We start from the raw sequence: 21,463 nt of genomic DNA, 5'->3' as shown, positions 1-21,463 counted from the left end.
CCCCGCGCCAGCAAAGAGGGGCCCTTCTCCGCACGGCGGAGGAGGGCCTTTTGCGTTCCCGGCCGGGGCGTCTGCACCGTTTGCGTTCCGAATTTGGAACGCAGCATTAGCAACTCTTCTCTGGTTCCGCGGGCTGGTTGGTATAAACTGGTCAATACAAGAAAACGGCACGTGCATTCTGATATTGTTTTTCGCGCGTACAGTCGTCGTCGCCCATCGTCAGAAATCATCGCGCCGTCGCAAGCAAGGGGAGGAGAAGGGCATGTTCAGAGACCTGTCACGGCGGCAACTGCTGCGTGCAGGCGCCGCCGGCGCGGCCGCCGCCGCCGGTTCCGCGCTGCCGCCCTGGTCCGCCGCCGTCGCCGCCGCCGACGGCGTGCGCTGGGCGTCGCTGTCGCCGGGCTTCACGGTCCTGGTGACCGAGTTCATCCGCTACCACAAACTGGACGAGAAGAACGGCTTCAAGCTGGCCCCGCCGACCGAATACACGTCGGTGCCGACCTATTACGGCGACTTCGTCGCCGGCAACTACGACGTCTGCATCGGCAGTTGGGACAGCTTCGCCACGCGCTACCTCGGCCAGGTGCCGATCAAGCTTCTGTGCACCTTCACCACGGCCGACATGATCTGCATCCTCGCCGCCAAGGACGGGGCCACGGCGGTCGCCGAGCTGAAGGGCAAGGTGCTGGCCGCCCCCCAGTCCACCGGCACCTACCGCATCGCCCAGGCGGTGCTGCGCGAGTACCGCGGCATCGAGATCGAGTCCCTGACGCGGGTGCAGAACGTCACCAACCCGGCCGCCTCGGTCAGCCTGCTGCGCGCCCGCAGCGCCGACGCGGCCCTGACGTGGGAGCCCAACGTCACCAACGGCATCGCCAACGATCCCGACCTGCGGATGATCTTCAACGCGGGCGAGATCTACCGCGAGAAGACGGGAACCGAGCTGCCCTATTTCGGCGTCGCCGTGCGCGACGACCTGCTGAAGCGGGATGCCGCCGCCGCCAAGCGCCTCAGCGGCATGTTCCGCGACTGCGCCGAGGGCATCATGGCCAACGTCCCCGACGCCGTGAAGATCGTCGGCGACCGCACCGGCTTCCCGCCCGAGGTGCTGAGCAAGGCCATCGAGTCCGGCCGCCTGCGCTTCGGCTTCCGCTCCGCCGCGGATCCGGCCTTCCGCCAGTCGCTGACCACCGCCGCGGAGTTCTTCGCGCGCAACGGTCTCCTCGACAAGGTTCCGGACAGCGGTTTCTTCGTCGACGCCTGAGCGGTCCCGCCCACAGGAGGACGTCTTGGAAAGCACCACAGCCCGCGACGGGCGGGATGCGCTCGGCGCCGACGCGTCGGCGCCGTCCTACGGATGCCGTCCCGGCCTCAAGATCAGCGGCGAGCTGCTGCCGACCCTGGTGGTGTCGGCCCTGATCATCGCCGCCGTGCAGGTCGCAAGCTGGTTCGTTCCGCCCTTCATCGTCCCGTCGCCGGCGGTCATCGCGGCGGCGACCTGGGACATCCTGACCAGCGAGGCGTCGCACATCGCCATCACCGCGCTGCGCCTCGCCGTCGCCGTCGCCTTCGCCATGGCGTTCGGCGTCCTCCTCGGCGTCGTCATGGGGACGCGGCCGGGCGTGCGCCCCTATCTGCGCGCGCTCGTCATCATCGACACCGGCATCCCGGCGCTGTCCTGGATGCTGCTGGCGATCTTCTGGTTCCGCGATCCCGAGGTGCGGATCTTCTTCATCCTCTCGGTCATCCTCGTCCCCTTCTACGCGCTCAACATCTACGACGGCATCCGGGCGCTGCCCAAGGACCTCGTCGACATGATCGAGAGCTTCCGCCCCGACCGCTGGCAGGTGCTGCGCTACCTCGTGCTGCCGCACATCGTGCCGTACGTGCTGATGACCACCAAGTCGGTGATCGGCTACGCCGTCCGCATGGCGATCTTCGCCGAGCTGGTGGCCTCGGCGGTCGGCATCGGCTCGCGCATGAGCTTCGCCCAGTCGACCTTCCGCATCGACCAGATCTTCGCCTGGACCCTGCTGCTGGTCGTCTTCAACCTGCTGCTCCAGGCGGGCGTGACGGCCCTGGAGAAGATCATCCTCAAGTGGCGTCCGGAGGCCACCGTCCGATGAGCACCGCACAGGCACACGCCCAGGGGCAGGCCCAGGGACAGGCCCAGGGACAGGACAGCGTCATCCGCCTCGACGGCGTCTCCAAGGCCTTCGGCGCCCACGTCGTCGCCGACAACCTCAACCTCAGCGTCGGCCGCGGCGAGATCGTCGCGCTCCTGGGGCGCACCGGGGCCGGCAAGAGCACCGTGCTCAACATGATCATGGGCAACCTCCCCGCCGATTCCGGGGAGATCCGGGTCGCCGGCTTCGATCCCCACGCCGATTTCCGCAAGCTGCGCGGCAAGCTCGCCGTCAGCTTCCAGACCGACCGCCTGCTGCCCTGGCGCACCGCCGTGGAGAACGTGGCGCTGGGGCTCCTCATCCTCGGCCAGCCCAAGGCCAAGGCGCACGAGACCGCCAGCCTGTGGCTGGGCCGGGTCAAGCTGGACGGCATCGACCACCGCTACGTGCACGAGCTGTCCGGCGGCATGCGCCAGCGCGTCTCGCTGGCCCGGGCGCTCGCCGTCGACCCCGAACTGGTGCTGCTGGACGAGTCCTTCAGCCAGCTCGACCACGTCACCTCGCAGGTGCTGCGCGCCGACTTCAGCCGCATCGCCCGCCAGTACCGCAAGACCTGTCTGTTCGTCACCCACCGCATCGAGGACGCCATCGAGATGGCCGACCGCGTCCTCGTCCTGCGGCCGGGGGCGGGCGTGTGCCTGGAGGAGCGGATCGACGACGCGATCCGCGACGACCCGAAGGCGCACGCCCGCATGCACGCCGTGATCGCGGCGGCCATGGGCGGCGAGGACGCCGACGACGACTGAGGCGTCCCGCCCCGCCGCCCACCGACATCATCGTTTTGGGAGTGCATCATGAGCTACGACGACATCGTCGTGGAGCGAGCCGACGGCTGGCTCGAGATCCAGATCAACCGGCCCGAGAAGCTCAATTCCATCCGCGAGACGACGGCCGGGGAGATCCTCGACGCCATGGCCGCGGTGGAGTTCGAGCGGAGCTGCCGCGCCGTCATCCTCAAGGGGACGGAGAAGGCGTTCTGCACGGGCATCGACACCAGCGAGTTCCACATCGGCGACAACGAGTATTTCGACTTCTACCGCTTCCGCAAGCGCAGCCGGAAGGTGAACCAGCTCTTCCGCGAGCTGCCGAACTACACCAAGCCGGTGATCAGCGCCGTCGAGGGCTTCGCGCTCGGCGGCGGGCTGGAGCTGGCGCTGGTCGGCGACCTGATCGTCGCCGGCGAGGCCGCCAAGTTCGGCCTGCCGGAATGCAAGCTCGGCCTGATGCCGGGCGGCGGCGGCACGCAGACCCTGCCGCGCCTGATCGGCAAGGCGCTGGCCAAGGAGATGATCTGGACCGGCCGGCGCATCTCCGCCGCCGAGGCCCTGGCCTACCGTCTCGTCAACCACGTCACGCCGGCCGGCGGGGCGGTGGAGAAGGCGCGCGAGCTCGCCGGGTCGATCGCCGCCAACGCGCCGCTCTCGGTCATGTTCACCAAGGGCGTCATCGACCGCGGCGAGGACATGGCCCTGCCCGACGGCATGACCGCCGAGGCCGACGTCTCCTTCCTCCTCTACTTCTCGCGCGACCGCGAGGAGGGCCTGAAGGCCTTCCGCGAGAAGCGCTCCCCCAACTTCCTCGGAGAGTGAGCCGGGCATGAGCAACACCGACATCGTCATCGCCGGCTATTCGGAAACGCCGGTCGCCTTCCGCTCGGGCCGCAGCGCCTACGACTTCGCCGGCGAGGCGCTCGCCTCGCTGCTCGCCTCCACCGGCATCGACAAGGACGCCATCGACGGGCTGTCGGTCACCGTGCCGCTCAGCGAGGCCTCCAACCCCTTCTTCGCGGTCTACGTCACCGAGGCGCTGGGGCTGACGCCGACCTGGCTCAACTACGGCGGCATCGGCGGCTGCTCCGCCACCGGCGGCGTGGCGCGCGCCATGTCGGCGATCCGCGACGGCTACTGCGAGGTGGCGGTCGTGCTGTCGGCCGACGCCCCCTCCACCAACTGGCGGGCCAACTACGGCGCCTACCGCGGCGAGTTCCAGGACCCCGTCGGCGTCCAGGGCCCGCCCGCCACCTTCGGCCTGCTGATGAGCCGCTACGCCCACCAGTACGGGCTGAAGGAGGAGGCGCTGGGCAAGATCGCCGTGACCCAGCGCGAGCACGCGCTGCTCAACGACAACGCCCTGCCGAAGTTCCGCAAGCCCCTGACCATGGAGGACTATCTCGCCTCGCGCGTGGTCGCCGACCCGCTGCGCATGCTGGACTCCGTGATGTTCTGCGACGGCGCCAACGCCTTCCTGGTGATGAGCCGCGAGAAGGCCGAGCGCTTCGGGCTGAAGAAGATGGTGCGGCCGGTCGCCTACGCCGAGATGACCAACGTCAACGGCAACCAGGCCTGCCCCGACATCACCGACACCGGCTTCGCCCACATCGCGCCGAAGCTGTTCGCCAAGGCGGGACTGACGCCGGCCGACATCTCCATGTTCCAGCCCTACGACGACTTCACCATCGCCGTGCTGATGCAGTTCGAGGCCTTCGGCTTCTGCGAGGTGGGGCAGGGCAGCGACTTCGTGCTGGAGACCGACCTGTCCTTCCGCGGCACGCTGCCGCTCAACACCGGCGGCGGCCAGATCTCGGCGGGCCAGCCGGGCCTCGCCAGCGGCGGGCTCAACCTCGCCGAGGCGGTGCGCCAGCTCTTCGGCGAGGGCGGCAAGCGCCAGGTCGACAACCCCAAGACCGCGCTGGTGACCGGCATCGGCGTCATTCCCTACGGCCGCAACTGGGGCACCAGCGCGGCGATGATCCTGGAGGCCTGAGACCATGTCAGAGACCAAGCCGCGCGTCCGCCCGACCGCCAACGTCTACGTCGACACCGAGCCGTTCTGGGCGGCGGCCCAGGAGGGGCGCCTCGTCATCCAGTACTGCCGCGACACCGGCCGGTTCCAGCACTACCCCCGGCCGGTCAGCCTCTACACCGGCTCGCGGAACCTGGAATGGCGGGAGGTCTCCGGCAAGGGGACGATCTACGCCGCCACCACCGTGCGCATCCCCGGTCCCGGCCTGGACGGCCGCCTGCCGCTGCCGGTGGCGACGGTGGAGCTGGACGAGGGCGTGCGCATGATCGCCAACGTCGTCGACAGCGACCCCGCCGACATCGCCGTCGGCCGCCGCGTGACGCTTGCCTGGGACCGCATCGGCGACGACTTCAACTATCCCGCGTTCAAGGTCGTGAAGGAGTAGGCGATGCGGTTGGAGGCGATTCTGTTCGCGCATGCGCTGCGTACGCCGGACAAGGAGGCCATCGTGTGCGGCGACCGGCGCCTGACGTACGCGGACCTGGTGGCGAACGTGCGGGCCGCCGCCGCCGGTCTGCAACGGGCCGGCCTGGGCGTCGGGGACCGGATCGTCCTCTACCTGCCCAACGGCACCGAGTTCGTCGAGCTGCTCTACGCCGCCATCGCCATGGGCGCCGTCGCCATCCCGGTGACGACGCGGCTCACCCTGAAGGAGCTCGCCTACTTCTGCGAGGACAGCGGGGCGTCCGTGGTGGCCTTCGCCGCCGCCAACGGCGAGGGCGTGCGCACGGTGCTGGAGGCCCGGCCCGGCCTGCAGGGCATCGCCGTCGGCGGCGAGTGCGCCGGGGCGCTGTCCTACGCCGCCCTCGCCGCCGTGCCGCCGGAGCCGCTGCCGGTCCTGCCGGTCGAGCACGACGAGTGCCTGATCATGTACACCTCGGGCACCACCGGGCGGCCCAAGGGGGTGGTGCTGACCCACGCCAACCTGCTCGTCAACCACGGTTTCATGAACGCGGTGGACTGGGGGATCGGCGCCGGCGACCGCTACCTCGTCGCCTCGCCGCTGGCCCACCGCGCCGGCCTCGGGCGGGTGATGAACGCCATGACCCTGGGCGGCACGATCCACGTCGCGGTGTCCTTCGACCCCGACCGCATCATCGACACGATCGAGCGCGAGGCCGTCACCGTGTTCGGCATGGTCCCCACCATGTGCCGCATGCTGATGCCGAGCCTGGAGCGCGATCCCGCGCGCTGCCGCTCGCTGCGCCGCATCGTCGTCACCGGCGAGGCGTTCCCGGTGGAGCTGAAGCAGCGCCTCATCCGCCTGCTGCCCGAGGTGCGGCTGGTGTCCTTCTTCGCCATGACGGAGGCCGGGGCGGTCACCAACCTCTCCCACGCGGAGCAGTTCTCGCACCCCGGCTCGGTGGGCCGGCCCATCCCCGGGGTCGAGACCCGCATCGTCGACGCCGAGGGCGGCGAGGTGGCGACCGGGGAGGTGGGCGAGCTGCTGGTGCGCTGCGGCCGGCCCGGCGCCTTCACCGTCATGAAGGGCTACTTCAACCGGCCCGAGGACACGGCGAAAGCCATCCGCGACGGCTGGTTCCACACCGGCGACATGGCGCGCCGCGAGGCCGACGGCTATCTCACCATCGTCGACCGCAAGAAGGACATGATCCTCAGCGGCGGCTTCAACATCTATTCCAAGGAGGTCGAGCTGACCATCCTGCAGATGGCGGGCGTCGCCGACGCCGCCGTGGTCGGCGTGCCCGACCCGGTCTTCGGCGAGGCCGTCGCCGCCTTCGTCGAGCCCGCGCCGGGCACCACCCCGCCGACCCCCGACGAGATCGTCGCCCATTGCCGCGACGCCATCGCCAGCTACAAGAAGCCCAAGCACGTCTTCTACGTCGACACGCTGCCGCGCAACGCCGTGGGCAAGGTGCTGAAGCACCGGCTCGCCGAGCGGGCGCGGGCGGAGATGGCGCCGGCCGGCGGGGAATCGGCATGATCCGCGCCGAGGCCGCGGGCGACTCCGCCTTCCGCGCCGAGGTGCGCGGCTGGCTCGCCGCCAACCTGCCCGACGACCTGCGCCACCTCACCTTCCGGCCGGAGCCGGAGCGCGTCATGCCGTGGTACCGCCTCCTGGCGCGGCGCGGCTGGATCGCGCCGCACTGGCCGCGCGCCTTCGGCGGCATGGGGGCGAGCGGGGTGGAGCAGGTCATCCTGTTCGAGGAGATGACCCGCGCCGGCGCCCCCGACATCCCGACCCAGGGCCTGAACCACATCGGCCCGTTGCTCATGCGCCTGGGCAGCGAGCGGCAGAAGGCCGAGCACCTGCCGCGCATCCTCGCCGGCGACGCCGTCTGGTGCCAGGGCTATTCGGAGCCGGGGGCCGGCTCCGACCTCGCCGCGCTGCGCACCCGCGGCGTGTTCGACGGCGACGACCTCGTGATCACCGGCCACAAGATCTGGACGACCTGGGGCCAGCACGCCGACTGGATGTTCGCGCTGGTGCGCACCGGCACCGGCGGGTCGCGCAAGGCCGGCATCACCTTCGTGCTGATCGACCTCGCCTCGCCGGGCCTGGAGCGGCGGCCGATCCGCACCATCGCCGGCGACGACGAGTTCTGCGAGGTGTTCCTCGACGGCGTGCGCGTGCCGCGGGCCAACATCGTCGGCGCCCCCGGCGACGGCTGGCGGGTCGCCACGGCGCTGCTGGACGAGGAGCGCATCCGCATCGGCACGCCGCTGCACGCCCTGCGGGCGCTGGCCCGCCTGCGCGCGGTGCTGGCGGCGCGGGGGCTGGCGGACCGCCCGGAATGGGCGCTGCGCCTCGCCCGCGCCGGGGTCGCCGTGGAGACGGTGACCGCCGCCTTCCTCGATTCCCTGGAGCGCTTCGAGGACGGGCGCAGCGGCCCCGGCGAAAGCTCCTATCTCAAGATCCTCGCCACCGAGACCACCCAGGACATCCTCGACCTGGCGCAGGAGGCGGCGGGGCCGCTGCGCTCCGCCCTCGTGCCCGAGGCGGGCGGCGTCGGCCGCGTCGACTGGAACGAGATGTTCCTGCAGTCGCGCCGTCTGTCGATCTACGGCGGCAGCAACGAGATCCAGCGCTCCATCCTGGCGACCCGCGTGCTGGGCATGGGGGGAGGGGAGAAGGCGGCATGAGCGCAGCCATCATGACCCACGACGACGACCGGCTCATCGCCGACAGCGCCAATGCCTTCCTCGCCGGGGCCGGCGGACTCGACCGGGTGCGGCGCCTGCGCGACGCCGGCGGCGGTCTCGACCGCGCGACCTGGACCGCCATGGCCGAGCTCGGCTGGTTCGCCATGCTGGTGCCGGAGGACGCCGGCGGCCTCGGCCTGACGCCGCGGGACGCCGTGACCCTGATGGAGGCGGTGGGCCGCCACCTCCCGGTGGAGCCGGTGGCCGGGGCGCTCGCCGCCGCCGCCGCCATCGCCGCGGCGCGGCCCGAGGCGGCGGCGCTGGAGGCGGCGATGGCGGGACGGCTCGTCGTCGTGCCCGTGGCCGCCCCGGCGGTGCGGCGGGTGGACGGGGCATGGACGGGCGCCAGCGACCACGCCGCCGACCTCGCCGCCGCGGACGCCTTCCTGGTCGCCGCGCACTCCGCCCTGCTGCTGCTGCCGGCGGACGCCGCCGGGCTGCGGGTGGAGGCGCTGCCCGGCGTCGACGGCGGGTCCGTCGGGCGGCTGCACCTGGACGGCGTCACCGCCGCCGAGGAGCTGGCGGTCGGCGACGCCGCGTCCGCCGCGGCGACCCTCGCCACCGACATGCTTCGCCTGGCCCACGCCGCGTATCTCGTCGGCCTCGCCGACACCGCCCTGGCCGCCACCGTCGCCTTCATGACGGAACGCCGCCAGTTCGGCGTGCCGATCGCCTCCTTCCAGGCGCTCCAGCACCGGGCGGCGTCGCTGGCGGTGGCCGTCCGCTCGGCCCGCGCCCTGGTGCAGGAGGCGGCCCGTCCGGCCGACCGCACGGCCGCCTGCGCCGCCGCCAAGCTGGTCGCCGGCGAGACCGCCTTCGCGGTCGCCAAGGAGTGCATCCAGTTCCACGGCGCCATCGGCTTCACCGACGAGCACACGATCGGCCTCTTCCTCAAGCGCGCCATGGCCCTGTGCGGCGCCGCCGGCTCCGCCGACGACTGCCTGAGGGCGGTCGCCGCGGCCTGATCCCCATCGCGGCCGTCCCCCGCGCCCTGGCCGCGCCGGGCCTCCCTCCCGACCTCTCCCGAGCTTTCCCGCAACACGGGCGCCGGGGCGGGCGGCGGGGGGCGGCGGACCGGCGCGGCCGCCTTTCCCCATTCCCCTTCGCCCTTCCGAGAGGCCTGGCATGAGCATGTCCATCGTCGGCGCCCACTGGATCGACGGTGCCTGGATCCCCACCACCCGGTCGACCTCCTTCGAGATCCTCAGCCCCCACGACCGGACGGTGGTCGGCACCGCCCCGGACGGCGGCGCCGAGGAGTGCGCGGCGGCCATCGCCGCGGCGCGCACCGCCTTCCGCCGGTCGGACTGGGCGCACGCGCCGCGGCTGCGCGCCGAGGTCCTGGCCGCCATGGCGGACCGCGTCGCCGCCTCCGCCGACGAACTGGCCCGCCTGCTGACCATCGAGACGGGCAAGCTCGCCGCCGTGGCGCGCGCCGAGATCGCCGCCGCGGTGTCGGAGCTGCGTTACTACGCCGGCCTGTCCCGCGCCATCGCCGGCCGCCTCGTCGCGGTGGAGCCCGGCGTGCATTCCCACCTGTCGCGCGAGCCGGCCGGCGTCGCCGGCGTCATCACGCCCTGGAACGCCCCGGCGATCCTGCTGGTGCGTTCCCTGGCCCCGGCGCTGGCGGCCGGCTGCACGGCGGTGCTGAAGCCGGCCCCGCAGTCCAGCCTGTTCCACACCGCCTTCGTCCGGGCGCTGTCCGAGGCGCCGGGTCTTCCGGACGGCGTGGTCAACAGCTTCTGCGAGCAGGGCAGCGCCGGCGGTGCCGCCATGGTGCGCTCGCCCGACGTCGACGTCGTCAGCTTCACCGGCTCCAGCGCCGTCGGCAAGCGCATCATGGCCGACGCCGCCGGCACCCTGAAGCGCCTCAATCTGGAACTCGGTGGGAAAGCCTCGGCCATCGTCTTCCCCGACGTCGACGTCGCCGCGGTGGCTCCGGCCCTGGCGGCGGCGGGCATGATCCTGGCCGGCCAGCAGTGCACCGCCGCCAACCGCGTGCTGGTGCACGAGAGCATCCACGGCGCCCTGACGGACGCGCTCGCCGCGGCGTTGCGCGCCCTGCGGGTCGGCCGCAGCGACGAGGAGGGCACGGCGATCGGCCCGCTGATCGACCCGCGCAGCCGCGACCGCGTGGCGGCGCTGGTGGAGGCGAACGCCGCCCGCGCCGTGCTGCACGGCCGCATCCCCGGCGGCGCGCTCGCCCGCGGCGGCTACCTGGAGCCGAGCCTGCTGGCGGTGGAGGACCTCGCCTCGCCGGTGGTGCAGGAGGAGTTCTTCGGCCCGGTGATGAACATCGAGCGGTTCGCGACCGAGGAGGAGGCGGTGGAGCGCGCCGACGCGACCTCCTACGGCCTGGCCGCCAGCGTGTGGACCCGCGACCTCGACCGCGGCTTCCGGGTGGCGCGGGCGCTGCGCAGCGGCACGGTCTGGCTGAACGACCACAACAAGCTGTTCCCCGAGGTCGAGACCGGCGGCGTGCGCGACAGCGGCTACGGCCGCCTGCACGGGCCCGACGGGCTGAACGAGTTCCTCAGCGCCAAGCACGTCTACCACCGCATGGGGCGGCTGGCGGTTTAGGGCGGGGATGTCCCCCGAGGCGATGCGTGATACGGTTCGCGGATGATCGGTTCGATCATCCGCGAACCGTAAAACCCGGCAGATCAATGCAATAGCATTGATGGAGAGGGGCATACGAATGAAGCCTTCAGGCGGAATTCGTATGACGCCTTCGACTGGGGACCGGAGGTGGGGCGCGAGGACGTTCCCCTGTGACCGACGAGCCCGAGGCCAGGGACCGGACCTGGACGGACGTCGATCCGCGCGTCGGCCGCGAACAGGAGGAGCGCCGGCCGGCACTGGCCGTGTCTCCGGCCGCCGTCCTGGCCGAGGTCCGCGGCAAGCTCGCGGCCGTTCTCGCGCTCTGACCGCCCGCGCCGCCGCCTACTCGTCCGTCAGCAGGCGCTGCGACAGGAAGTCGATGAACGCCTTGGTCTTGCGCGGCATGCGCCGCCGCCCGACGTAGAAGGCGGCGGCCTGGAGCTGCGGCGCCCGCCATTCCGGGAACAGCCGCACCAGCCGGTGCGCCGCCACCTCGTTGCGGCACATCACGTTGGGCATGATGCCGATGCCCATGCCGGACGCGATGATCTCGCGGGCGATGCCGATGTTGTTGACGAGGATGCGCGGCTCGATGTCGACGACGCGGTGACCGCGCTCGCCGAGGAACTTCCACACCCCCTCCTCGCGCTGGTGCTCGGTCACCACGCAGTCGTGGCGGCGCAGGTCGTCGAGCGTCTTCGGCGTTCCCTTGCGCGCGAGGTAGTCGGGCGTGGCGTAGACGCCGCGCCCCAGCGACGTGAACACCTTCACCGGCAGATGGGTGTGGCGCACGTTGCCGATCTGGATCGCCACGTCGTAGGGCGCCTCCGACACGTCGATCCAGCGGTTGTTGATCTCCACCTCGAGCTGGATGTCGGGATAGGCGGTGGCGAACTCGGCGATCAGCCGGCCCAGCCACGACACGCCGAAATCCACGGGCAGGCTGACGCGCAGCACGCCGCGCAGCTCCGACTGCATCTCCGAGGCCTGGAAGCCGGCGTCCTCGATCTCCGAGACGATCTTCTGGCAATGATCGTACAGCACCCGGCCGATGTCGGTGAGCGCCACCTGCCGGTGGCCCCGCTTCAGCAGGATCGAGCCGAGCTGGTGCTCCAGCAAGGCGATCTTGCGGCTGATCGTCGACTTCGGCGTGCGGAGCTTCTCCGCCGCGCGGGTCAGGCTCTGGGAGTTGACCACCTCGTAGAACAGCACCAGGGCGTTGAGGTCCATCTTGACCGACATCTCGGCTTTCCCCCTCGATCCCGTCTGGAGGCATCAGGCAATCTGATTTCCTCCATAATCATTCATTATTTGTGGTGATTGACAGCCTCTCACATACTCCGTGCAAGAAGCAATGCAGCCGCGCCTGCGAACCGGAGGGAATCCAGCGATGCCGTCATCCGCCCACGCCGTCGAAGGGGCACAGGAACCGCAAGCCGGACGGGCCGCCACGCTGCGGGACTGGCTCGACCATCTCGCCGCCCGCGACCGGCTGGCGGTCGCACGGCCCGGCGTGGGGCTGCGCTTCGAGCTGGCCGCGATCGCCAAGCGCCTGGACGGCCGGAAGGCGGCGCTGTTCCCGTCGCCGGACGGCCATGCCATGCCGGTCGTGGCGGGCATCGTCGCCGACCGCGGGTGGATCGCCGAGGCCATGGGCGTGCCGCGCGGCGGGCTGCTCGCCCGCTACCGCGACGCCGCCCGCAACCCGCTGCCCTGGCACGAGGTGGCCAGGGCCCCGGTGCAGGAGGTCGTCCGCCGCGACGGCATCGACCTGGGCTCCCTGCTGCCGCTGCCCACGCACAACGAGCTGGACAGCGGCCCCTACATCACCGCCGGCCTCATCATCACCCGCAACCCGCGGACCGGGGTGCAGAACGTCGCCATCAACCGCTGCCAGCTGTCCGGACCCGACCGGCTGGGAATCCTGATCCTGCCGCGCCACACCCATTACTTCTACGACCTGGCCGAGGAGGCCGGCGACCCGCTGGAGGTCGCCATCGTCATCGGCGCCGACCCGCTGACGCTGCTCGCCTCCCAGGCCATCGTTCCCGTCGACCACGACGAACTGGAGATCGCCGGCGCGCTGCACGGCCGGCCCTTGCCGGTGGCGCGCTGCGTGACCAACGAGCTGCGCGTCCCGGCGGACGCCGAGATCGTCATCGAGGGGCGCATCCTCTCCAAGGCGCGGGAGCCCGAGGGGCCGTTCGGCGAGTTCCCGCAGTACTACGGCGAGCGGGCGAACCGCCACGTCATCGCGGTGGACGCCGTCACCCACCGCCGCGACGCCATCTTCCACACCATCCTCGGCGGCGCCATGGAGCACCTGCTGCTGGGCGGCATCCCGCGCGAGGCGACCCTGCTCGACCACCTGCAGCGCGGCTTCCCCGGCGTGCGCGACGTCCATCTGTCGAAGGGCGGCGTGTGCCGCTACCACCTCTACGTACAGATGCGCAAGCGCCACGACGGCGAGGCGAAGAACGTGATCCTTGGCGCGCTGGCCGGCCACTACGACGTCAAGCACGTGGTGGTGGTCGACGAGGACGTGGACATCCACGACCCCGACGAGGTGGAGTGGGCGGTGGCGACGCGCTCCCAGGCCGACCGCGACCTGATCGTCATCGCCAACGCCCAGGGCTCCAAGCTCGACCCCTCGACGCGCGAGGGGGTGGGCACCAAGACCGGCATCGACGCCACCGTGCCCCTCGACGCCGGCGACTTCAAGTTCAAGCGCATCCACGTGCCCGGCGAGGAGGCGGTCGAACTCGACCGCGTCATCGACGCCGCGGCCGCCGCCGACTGGCGCAGAGCCGTCGGCCTCTGATCCCGGCCCCGCCGGTCGGCGCCGCGCCGACGGCCGGCGCGGCGTCCGTCGGCAAAATGTCCGTTCGCACAACGATCATCCTGTAGCATACCGAACAGTCAGTATGTTACGATCGCCTCGGCTTGCACGGCCGGCACGAGCCGTGGCGAACAAGGAGGCGCGAGACGATGGTGGATCAGTCACTCCGGTCCTTCCTGGCGGACATGGAGGCGAAGGGCGAGCTGGTGCGCTTCACCAAACCGGTGGACCCGGTCCGCAACATGGCGGCCGTCGAGTGGAGGACGTACGACGAGCTCGGCAAGGCCAGCCTCTTCACGAGCATCGAGCGGCACCCCGGCTGGACGGCGTGCAGCCAGATCGTCGCCGACCGGCGGAAATGGGCGATCGCGCTGGGGATCGAGGAGGACCGGTTGGTCGGCGAGATCGGGCGCCGCCTCAAGCAGGCCGTTCCCACCGTCAGCGTCGGCCGCGAGCGGGCGCCGGTGAAGGAGGTCGTGCGGGTCGGCGCCGAGGTGGATCTCGGCGAGATCCCGGCCATGGTGGTGTCCGAGAAGGACGGCGGGCGCTTCCTCGCCTCCGGCATGGCGATCACCAGGGACCCGGAGACCGGCATCCGCAACGTGTCGGTCCATCGCCAGCAGATCATGGGCCGCGACAAGACCGGATTCGTCATGGTCCCGCGGCACGCGCGGCGCATCTACGACCTGTACTCCGAGCGCGGCGAGCCGATGCCGGTGGCCATGGTGTTCGGGGCCCATCCCAGCCTGTTCTTCGGCGCGGCCTTCACCACCAGCTTCGGCATCGACGAGCTGACGCTCGCCGGCTCGCTTCTCGGCGAGGGCGTGCGCATGGTGCGCTGCGAGACCCTCGACATCGAGGTGCCGGCCGAGGCGGAAATGGTGATCGAGGGCGAGGTCCTGCCCGGCCACCACATGGAGCCGGAAGGTCCCTTCGGCGAGGTGCCCGGCACCTACGCCGAGGCCGGCATGGCTCACGTCTTCCGCGTCAAGGCGATCACCCGCCGGGCCGACCCCATCTACTACGCCATCCACTGCGGCTTCCCGGTCACCGACACCCAGGGCGTCACGTCGCTCGGCATCGAGGTGGCGACCACCGAGCACCTGCGCCACGTCGAAGGCGGCCTTGACCTGCTCGACGTGCGGTGCCTGACGGTGTCCGGGCTGATGATGCTGGTGGTGAAGATGCGGCCGCGCGTCGAGGGCCAGGCGAAGACGGCGCTGCTCGCCGCGCTGTCCGGCCCCTATCTCCACCCCAAGGTCGCGGTGGCGGTGGACGACGACATCGATGCCGGCGATCCGCGGCAGATCCTGTGGTCCATCACCACCCGGGTGCACGCCGAGCGCGACGTGGTGCTGATCCCGCACACCCGTGTCTTCGCCCTCGACAACATCTCGCCGATGATCCCCGGCCTGAACACGTTCCAGCGCGTCGGCACGAAGTGGCTGATCGACGCCACGAAGCCGGCAGTCAGCCTGCCGGAGGAGCGGGCCCGGTTCGAGAAGGCCATGCCGCTGAATTACGCCGCCGTCAATCTGCGCGACTTCCTGCCGGACGCCGTGTGACCACCGGCGGTCGGGCGCGCCGCCGGACCGCCACCAACCGAGGTTCGTCCATGATCGACACCAGCGGCGGACGGCCGCGCATCATCGTCGGCATCAGCGGCGCGTCCGGGGCGATCTACGGGATCGCCGTGCTGCGCGCGCTGCGCCGCCTCGAGGTGGAGAGCCACCTCATCCTGTCCCGTGCCGCGGCCCTGACCATCGAGCACGAGACCGACCTGTCGGTCGGCGAGGTCAAGGACCTCGCCGACCGGACCTATCCCGTCGGCGACATCGGCGCCGCCTGCTCCAGCGGCTCGTTCCGGACGCGGGGGATGATCGTGGCGCCGTGCTCGATGAAGACGCTCGGGGAGATCGCCAGCGGCGTCACCGCGAACCTGCTCAGCCGGGCCGCCGACGTCGTGCTGAAGGAACGCCGGCGCCTGGTCCTGCTGACCCGCGAGACCCCCTTGACCGAGATCCATCTCCGCAACATGCTGACCGTCACCCGTGCCGGGGCCATCGTCGCGCCGCCGGTCCCGGCCTTCTACACCAGGCCGGCGGGCATCGACGACGTCGTGGCGCACACGGTCGGCCGGGCGCTGGATCTGTTCGACCTGGACCCGCCCTGGGTGCGGCGCTGGAAGGAGCCGGACGTGAACGCCGCGCCGGCCGCCGGGCCGGACGGGAGAACGGCGTGATGGACACCGCCCTGCGCCTCCATCTTGCGCCGGCCGAATACGTCGACAGCGACCATCCCGCCGTGCGCGCGTTCGCGCGCGACGTGGCCGGCGGCGCCGGCACCGCCGAGGAGCGGGCGCGCCTGCTCTACACGGCGGTGCGCGACATCCGCTACGACCCGTACCGCGACTTCGCCGATCCCGCCACCTACCGGGCCAGCGGCGTGCTGGCCGCGGGCACCGGCTACTGCGTCAGCAAGGCGGCCCTCTACGCCGCGACCGCCCGCAGCGTCGGCATCCCGGCGCGCCTGGGCTACGCCGACGTGCGCAACCACCTGTCGACGCGGCGCCTGCAGGAGTCGGTGGGGACGGACGTCTTCGTCTGGCACGGCTACGTCGAGCTGCGGCTCGGCGAGCGGTGGGTGAAGGCGACGCCGACCTTCAACGCCTCCCTGTGCGCCAAGCTGGGCGTGGCGGTGCTGGATTTCGACGGTGTGGCGGACGCCATGCTCCAGCCCGCCGATTCCGGCGGCCGGCGCTTCATGGAGTACCTGGTCGACCACGGCGTCTTCCATGACGTGCCCGCCAAATTCCTGATGGGGGAGATGGCCCGCCTCTACCCGCGGCTGTGCCGCGGCGGCGACATGGAGCTGGAAGCCGAGGACGAACGCACCCGCGACGGCGACGCCGGGCGGGCGGGGCATCCCGGCGCCCCATAGCCGGTCCGGTGCCGCCCCGGGCGCCGGCGGACGGTGACGTGACGGCCTGCGGCGGATGGTGACGTGACGGCCTGCGGCCGGCGCGTCTCCGACCGCCCGGCCCGCGCGCGGAGCGGACCGATCATGTCCGCCCGCGCCCCATATCCTTACTATTTTTGTCGGAAATGACCGCGGCTATCACCAACAATTCCGCTTGACGCAAAAATACTGACCGGACAGTATGAAAATTAAGAGCGACAATATGTCGCAGAGGGGCGCCGAAGCGCCCGCCGGGAACACGGGAGGGAGAGACATGATCGACCGCAGAACGCTGTCGCGCTGGGCGCGCCCGTTGGCCGCCGCCTGGTGCCTTGCCGCCGCCTTCACCGTCGCGCCGACGGCGGCCCGGGCGGCCGACGTCAACATTTCCGCCGGCAGCTCCGGCGGCACCTTCTACGTGGCCGGCGTGGCCATCGGCAAGGTGCTGAAGGACAGCATGCCCGATGTCGGGCTGGTCAACATCCTGCCCGGCGGCGCCACCGGCAACATCATGGCGGTGGCACAGAAGAAGGCCCAGCTGGGCTTCACCTTCGCCTTCAACAGCGTCGATGCCGTCGCCGGCAACCCCCCGTTCAAGCAGAAGCTGGAGGTGCAGCAGGTCGCGTCGATGTTCCCGTTCTACGCCCAGTGGATCACGCTGGACGAGTCCATCAGGACGCTCACCGACCTCAAGGGCCGGCGGGTGAACGTCGGGGCCCGCGGACAGGCCAGCGCGCAGATCGCCGAACTGATCCTCAAGCAGTACGGTCTCGACTTCGACGACATGAACGTCCAGCAGCTCAACTTCGCCGACGCGACCAACCAGCTCCGCGACGGCCAGCTCGACGTGGTGTTCTGGACCGCCGACGTGCCGTTCGCCCCGTTCCTCGACCTCGCGACGACCGGCAAGCTGCGCTTCCTGCCCATGGACCGCGACAAGGCGCAGGCTCTCAACGCGGCGAACCCCGGTCTCCAGGTGGCGGTCATCCCCGCCAACACCTACCCGGGCCAGACCGAGCCGGTGCCCACCATCGCCACCCAGACCAACATCGTCGCCCACAAGGACGCCGACCAGGAGTTCCTCTACCACGTCGCCAAGGCGATGGTGGAGAACTGGGAGAAGCTCCAGGCGTCCGCGCCGATGTTCGCCCGCGTCCCCGTCGAGACGGCCGCCGTCGACGTCGGCATCCCCTACGCCCCGGGGGCCCTCCGCTACTTCGAGGAAAAAGGCTTGGCGACGTCGGCGCGCTGATCCGCCCGTCCTGCGCCGCCCTCCCGCCGCCCGCACCGAAACCGCCCGCGACCACCGACCGAGAGGAGCCGCTATGGCGCGCATGCTCGACCTCGGCGCGAGAGTCCTCGCCCTGGCCCTCGCCTGCTTCATCTTCTACACCGGCATGACCGGCTCGCTCGAAGCGTACATGCAGCGCGTCATCGTGCTGAGCTTCTCGCTGTGCCTCATCTTCCTGCTCGGCGCGGACCGTGCGCAGGGCAGGGTGCGGCTGGCGCTCAGTCTGCTGGCACTGGCGGGGTCGGTCGTCACCGTCGGCTACCTCTACACCCATTACGGCTACATCTGGGAAGAACGGATCCCCTACATCACCGACATGGCGCCGGCGGAAATCGCCCTCGGCATCCTGTTCATGGCGGTGGTGATCGAGGGGACCCGCCGTGTCGCCGGGGCGCCGCTGCCGGTCCTGGTGCTGGTCTTCCTGGCCTACGCCTTCCTCGGCCCGTGGCTGCCGGGCATGCTGCGCTACGGCGGGGTCTCCCTGGGCACCATGCTGGAGCTGCAATATTTCACGACCGAGGGCACCTTCGGCATTGCGCTGGGGGCCGCCGCCACCTTCATCGCCGCCTACGTCATCTTCGGCGCCTTCCTGGAACGGTCGGGCCTCGGCGAACTGCTGATGGACCTGTCGATGGTGGCGGCCGGCCGCTACCGCGGCGGCCCGGCCAAGGTCGCGGTGGTGGTCAGCGGCTTCCTCGGCACCATCCACGGCTCCGCGGTGTCGAACGTCGCCACCGCCGGGGCGATGACCATCCCGCTGATGAAGCGGGTGGGCTACAAGCCGCACTTCGCCGCCGGCGTCGAAGCCGCCGCCTCGGCCGGCGGCCAGATCCTGCCGCCGGTCATGGGGACCACCGCCTTCCTGATGGTGCAGTTCACCGGCATCCCCTACGGGCAGATCGCCTTGTACGCGCTGCTGCCGGGCATCCTCTACTACGTCGGCATTCTCGCGGCGGTGCACTGGGAGGCCGTCCGCCACGGCCTGCAAGGGCTGTCGCCGCGGGAGATGCCCGCCGACGTCAAGGACAAGCTGCGCCGGCGCTGGCACCTGCTGCTGCCGATCCTGCTGCTGATCGTCCTGCTCTACGTCGGCTATTCCCCCGGCCCCGCGGCGGCCTGGTCGACGCTGTCCATCGTCGCCGTCAGCTGGCTGCGCAAGGAAACCCGCATGGGGCCGAGGGCGATGGTCGAGGCCCTGGTGGCGGCCGGCAAGGGCATCGCCGTGCTGGCGCTGGTCACCGCCGCGGCCGACATGATCGCGTCGATCTTCGGCGTGACCGGGCTCGGCATCCGCTTCGCGGACCTGATGAGCACCATGTCGGACAACTCGCTCCTGCTCAGCCTGCTGCTCGCCATGGTGACGTCCCTGATCCTCGGGTGCGGGCTGCCGCCGTCGGTCGCCTACGTGCTCCAGACGGTCATCACCATCCCGCCGCTGGTGGCGCTCCTGCAAGGCAGCGGCCTGGGCGGCGATCCCGTCGTCGCGGCCCATCTGTTCGTCGTCTACTTCTCGGCGATGGCGGTGCTGACCCCGCCGGACGCGCTCGCCTCCATCACCGCCGCCGGCATCGCCCGGGCGCCGATGGTCCGCACGGCGCTGACCGCGACCTATCTCGCCTTCGGCGCCTTCGTCATTCCCTTCGCCTTCGTCTACCGGCCGGGCCTCCTGCTCCAGGGCTCCGTCGACGAGGTGGCGACGGCGCTGGTGCTGTCGGCCTCCGCCATCCTCTTCTTCAGCATGGGAGTCGGCGGCGCCTTCCTGACCCGCCTGCGGGCCTGGGAGCGGGCCGGGCTCGGCGTGGCGGCGGTCCTGGCGATGGTGCCGACCAACCAGATCGCCTTCGCCGGACTGGCCTTCGGCACGGCGCTGTGCCTGCGCCAGTGGCTGGCACAGGCACAGGCGCAGGCACAGCGGCAGCCGGCGGCCCGCCACGGCGAGGCCGGCTGAACGGTTCCGAAACATACCGACTATTCAGTACATGACAGCCGCCGCACCGTCGGCCGCGAGGCAAGGAGATCCGAAACGATGCAGGCCGTGGACACGCAGACGATGTCGCGCGAGGAGGCGCGGGAACGCGCCCTTCAGGAGCGGATCAAGGCCGGGTACGTGCTGGAGGATCCCTCGGAGATGACGCCCCGTTACCGCGAGGCGCTGGTCAGCACCATCCACATCGCCGCCGACCTCGAGGTGATGGTGCTGCCGACGTACCTGCCGGCGATCCGCAGTGCCCCGACGCTGGAGGACAAGATCGCCGTCGCCTCGGCCTGCCAGGACGAATTGGGGCACGCCCAGGTGATGTACCGCATCCTGGAGGAATTCGGTTACGACACCAACGAATTCCTGATGGTTCGCGACCCTGCCAAGTGGCGGACCTTCCAGATGGTCGAGTATCCGCACCAGGACTACATCGACTTCGTCGTGTCCCTGTGCTACGGCGACCGCGCCGGTTACATCACCACGCAGGACCTGGAGGAGCACTGCTCGTTCGGCCCCTACGCCCGGTCGCTGCGCAAGGTGAACTTCGAGGAGAAGTTCCACGTCGGGCACGGCGAGCGCTGGGTGAAGTTCTTCTGGAACCATTCGCCGCAGACGCGGGCGCGCGTGCAGAAGGCGGTGGACTTCTATTTTCCCCTGTGCGCCGCCTGGTTCGGCATGCCCGACCATCTCAAGAAGCGCACCGACCAGATCCTCTACAAGATCCGCGGCTCGTCGAACGACGAGATGCGCCAGAAGTGGCTGCAGCAGATCGTGCCCTTCTCCGAGGCGGTCGGCATCCGCGTCCCCGCCCATCTCGACGCGGAGACCGGCCGCTACGTCCTCGACTACCAGCCGCCCATCCACCTCGACGAGGAGACGCACACCTGGGACTACGACCGGCGGATCACCTGGGAGGAGCAGCTCGCCATCTGGAAGCGCGGCTCGCCCTTCAAGCTCGACTCGATCCGCCGCCTCCAGCTCGAGGTCTGGGGGGACGGGCTGTGGGCGTGAGCGGGCCGTCCGGCGGGATGGGCGTTCCCGACGCGGCGGCGATGATGGCGGCGCTGGAGGCGGTCCACGACCCCCACGTGCCGGTCAGCCTGCGGCGCATGGGGATGCTGCGTCAGGTCCGCTGCGACGCCGACGGCACCGCGCGCGTCGAGATCTGCATCCCCTGCATGGCCTGTCCCGGCGCCGCCCTGCTGCGGGAGGGCATCCGCCAGGCCCTGCTGGCGGTCGACGGCGTGCGCGACGTGGTGGTGGAGGAGGGATGGCACCTGCCCTGGTCGCGCGACATGGTCGAGCCGGACGTCCGCGATCTCATGCGCCGCAACGGCATCCAACTCTAGCTGTGCGATCCGAAGGGAGACCGGCCATGGAGCCGAGAGCGAAGGTCATCGACCAGATGCGCGAGCGCGGCGGGCTGACCCCGCGCTACTACGAGGTGTTCGCCCGCAAGACGTCCGCCGACCCGCTGACCCACGTGGGCAGCGTCGAGGCGCCCAACGACGACCTGGCGCAGGTCCGCGCCTGGTACGTCTACGACCAGCACGCCTGGCGGGAAATGTGCGTGGTGCCGCTGGACAGCATCATCACCGTCACCGAGACGGGCAAAGTCTCCAAGATCAAGATGGGATAGGCAG

General features: G+C 70.8%; 21 protein-coding genes. 20 read left to right on the top strand and 1 reads right to left on the bottom strand.

Annotation, left to right across the window (positions count from 1 at the left end; genetic code table 11):
• Positions 1 to 262 precede the first annotated feature (262 nt).
• The 11 genes from ACSBPG_RS20715 (at position 263) to ACSBPG_RS20665 (ending at position 11,080) form a co-directional block, all read left to right on the top strand.
• A complete protein-coding gene (locus ACSBPG_RS20715; protein ID WP_435539109.1) occupies positions 263 to 1,264 on the top strand; it encodes an ABC transporter substrate-binding protein in 1,002 nt (333 codons plus the stop codon).
• A gap of 25 nt (positions 1,265 to 1,289) precedes the next feature.
• Positions 1,290 to 2,126, top strand: a complete 837-nt coding sequence (locus ACSBPG_RS20710) for an ABC transporter permease (RefSeq protein ID WP_435539108.1) — start codon at positions 1,290 to 1,292, stop codon at positions 2,124 to 2,126.
• Positions 2,123 to 2,932 carry an ABC transporter ATP-binding protein gene (locus ACSBPG_RS20705; protein WP_435539107.1) on the top strand — a complete coding sequence of 270 codons (810 nt, stop codon included), beginning with the start codon at positions 2,123 to 2,125 and terminating at the stop codon, positions 2,930 to 2,932. The genes ACSBPG_RS20710 and ACSBPG_RS20705 overlap by 4 nt, the downstream gene beginning before the upstream one ends.
• A gap of 48 nt (positions 2,933 to 2,980) precedes the next feature.
• A complete protein-coding gene (locus tag ACSBPG_RS20700; protein WP_435539106.1) occupies positions 2,981 to 3,775 on the top strand; it encodes an enoyl-CoA hydratase/isomerase family protein in 795 nt (264 codons plus the stop codon).
• A gap of 7 nt (positions 3,776 to 3,782) precedes the next feature.
• Positions 3,783 to 4,949, top strand: coding sequence for a thiolase family protein (locus tag ACSBPG_RS20695; protein WP_435539105.1), 1,167 nt, complete (start codon positions 3,783 to 3,785; stop codon positions 4,947 to 4,949).
• A 4-nt stretch (positions 4,950 to 4,953) separates the two neighbouring features.
• A complete protein-coding gene (locus ACSBPG_RS20690; protein WP_435539104.1) occupies positions 4,954 to 5,373 on the top strand; it encodes a Zn-ribbon domain-containing OB-fold protein in 420 nt (139 codons plus the stop codon).
• Positions 5,374 to 5,376: 3 nt separating this feature from the next.
• Complete coding sequence (locus ACSBPG_RS20685; RefSeq protein ID WP_435539103.1) at positions 5,377 to 6,933, top strand: class I adenylate-forming enzyme family protein; 1,557 nt, start codon at positions 5,377 to 5,379, stop codon at positions 6,931 to 6,933.
• On the top strand, positions 6,930 to 8,093 hold the full coding sequence (locus ACSBPG_RS20680) for an acyl-CoA dehydrogenase family protein (protein ID WP_435539102.1): 1,164 nt from the start codon (positions 6,930 to 6,932) through the stop codon (positions 8,091 to 8,093). The genes ACSBPG_RS20685 and ACSBPG_RS20680 overlap by 4 nt, the downstream gene beginning before the upstream one ends.
• Positions 8,090 to 9,118: an acyl-CoA dehydrogenase family protein gene (locus tag ACSBPG_RS20675; RefSeq protein ID WP_435539101.1), complete on the top strand. Its 1,029-nt coding sequence runs from the start codon at positions 8,090 to 8,092 to the stop codon at positions 9,116 to 9,118. Before ACSBPG_RS20680 ends, ACSBPG_RS20675 begins: the two co-directional genes overlap by 4 nt.
• 160 nt (positions 9,119 to 9,278) lie before the next feature.
• Entirely contained in the window at positions 9,279 to 10,733 is a 1,455-nt protein-coding gene (locus ACSBPG_RS20670) for an aldehyde dehydrogenase family protein (RefSeq protein WP_435539100.1), read from the top strand.
• Positions 10,734 to 10,924: 191 nt separating this feature from the next.
• Positions 10,925 to 11,080 carry a hypothetical protein gene (locus ACSBPG_RS20665; RefSeq protein WP_435539099.1) on the top strand — a complete coding sequence of 52 codons (156 nt, stop codon included), beginning with the start codon at positions 10,925 to 10,927 and terminating at the stop codon, positions 11,078 to 11,080.
• A 16-nt stretch (positions 11,081 to 11,096) separates the two neighbouring features.
• Here the strand turns inward: ACSBPG_RS20665 and ACSBPG_RS20660 are convergent, their stop codons facing one another.
• A complete protein-coding gene (locus tag ACSBPG_RS20660) occupies positions 11,097 to 11,996 on the bottom strand; it encodes a LysR family transcriptional regulator (protein WP_435539098.1) in 900 nt (299 codons plus the stop codon).
• Between the two features lie 148 nt (positions 11,997 to 12,144).
• On the opposite strand from ACSBPG_RS20660, the gene ACSBPG_RS20655 reads away from it, so the two are divergent.
• The 9 genes from ACSBPG_RS20655 (at position 12,145) to ACSBPG_RS20615 (ending at position 21,459) form a co-directional block, all read left to right on the top strand.
• Positions 12,145 to 13,575 (top strand): UbiD family decarboxylase, encoded by a 1,431-nt coding sequence (locus ACSBPG_RS20655; protein ID WP_435539097.1) that lies wholly within the window; start codon positions 12,145 to 12,147, stop codon positions 13,573 to 13,575.
• Between the two features lie 167 nt (positions 13,576 to 13,742).
• Entirely contained in the window at positions 13,743 to 15,158 is a 1,416-nt protein-coding gene (locus tag ACSBPG_RS20650) for a UbiD family decarboxylase (RefSeq protein ID WP_435539096.1), read from the top strand.
• A gap of 50 nt (positions 15,159 to 15,208) precedes the next feature.
• Positions 15,209 to 15,835, top strand: coding sequence for a UbiX family flavin prenyltransferase (locus ACSBPG_RS20645; protein WP_435539095.1), 627 nt, complete (start codon positions 15,209 to 15,211; stop codon positions 15,833 to 15,835).
• Positions 15,835 to 16,533 (top strand): transglutaminase-like domain-containing protein, encoded by a 699-nt coding sequence (locus ACSBPG_RS20640; protein WP_435539156.1) that lies wholly within the window; start codon positions 15,835 to 15,837, stop codon positions 16,531 to 16,533. Before ACSBPG_RS20645 ends, ACSBPG_RS20640 begins: the two co-directional genes overlap by 1 nt.
• Positions 16,534 to 16,825: 292 nt before the next feature.
• Positions 16,826 to 17,803 carry a TAXI family TRAP transporter solute-binding subunit gene (locus ACSBPG_RS20635; protein WP_435539094.1) on the top strand — a complete coding sequence of 326 codons (978 nt, stop codon included), beginning with the start codon at positions 16,826 to 16,828 and terminating at the stop codon, positions 17,801 to 17,803.
• Positions 17,804 to 17,876: 73 nt separating this feature from the next.
• The gene (locus tag ACSBPG_RS20630; RefSeq protein WP_435539093.1) at positions 17,877 to 19,790 is read left to right on the top strand and encodes a TRAP transporter permease; all 1,914 of its coding nucleotides are present in this window, start codon (positions 17,877 to 17,879) and stop codon (positions 19,788 to 19,790) included.
• 78 nt (positions 19,791 to 19,868) lie between these two features.
• Positions 19,869 to 20,831: a 1,2-phenylacetyl-CoA epoxidase subunit PaaC gene (locus tag ACSBPG_RS20625; protein ID WP_435539092.1), complete on the top strand. Its 963-nt coding sequence runs from the start codon at positions 19,869 to 19,871 to the stop codon at positions 20,829 to 20,831.
• A complete protein-coding gene (locus ACSBPG_RS20620; RefSeq protein WP_435539091.1) occupies positions 20,828 to 21,169 on the top strand; it encodes a metal-sulfur cluster assembly factor in 342 nt (113 codons plus the stop codon). Before ACSBPG_RS20625 ends, ACSBPG_RS20620 begins: the two co-directional genes overlap by 4 nt.
• Before the next feature lie 26 nt (positions 21,170 to 21,195).
• Positions 21,196 to 21,459 (top strand): hypothetical protein, encoded by a 264-nt coding sequence (locus ACSBPG_RS20615; RefSeq protein WP_435539090.1) that lies wholly within the window; start codon positions 21,196 to 21,198, stop codon positions 21,457 to 21,459.
• Positions 21,460 to 21,463 lie beyond the last annotated feature (4 nt).

Origin of the sequence: Azospirillum sp. ST 5-10, assembly GCF_051225715.1 — a bacterium.
Lineage (GTDB): Bacteria > Pseudomonadota > Alphaproteobacteria > Azospirillales > Azospirillaceae > Azospirillum.
The sequence above is the reverse complement of the archived record's forward strand: the minus strand, read 5'-3'. Positions and strand labels throughout refer to the sequence as shown.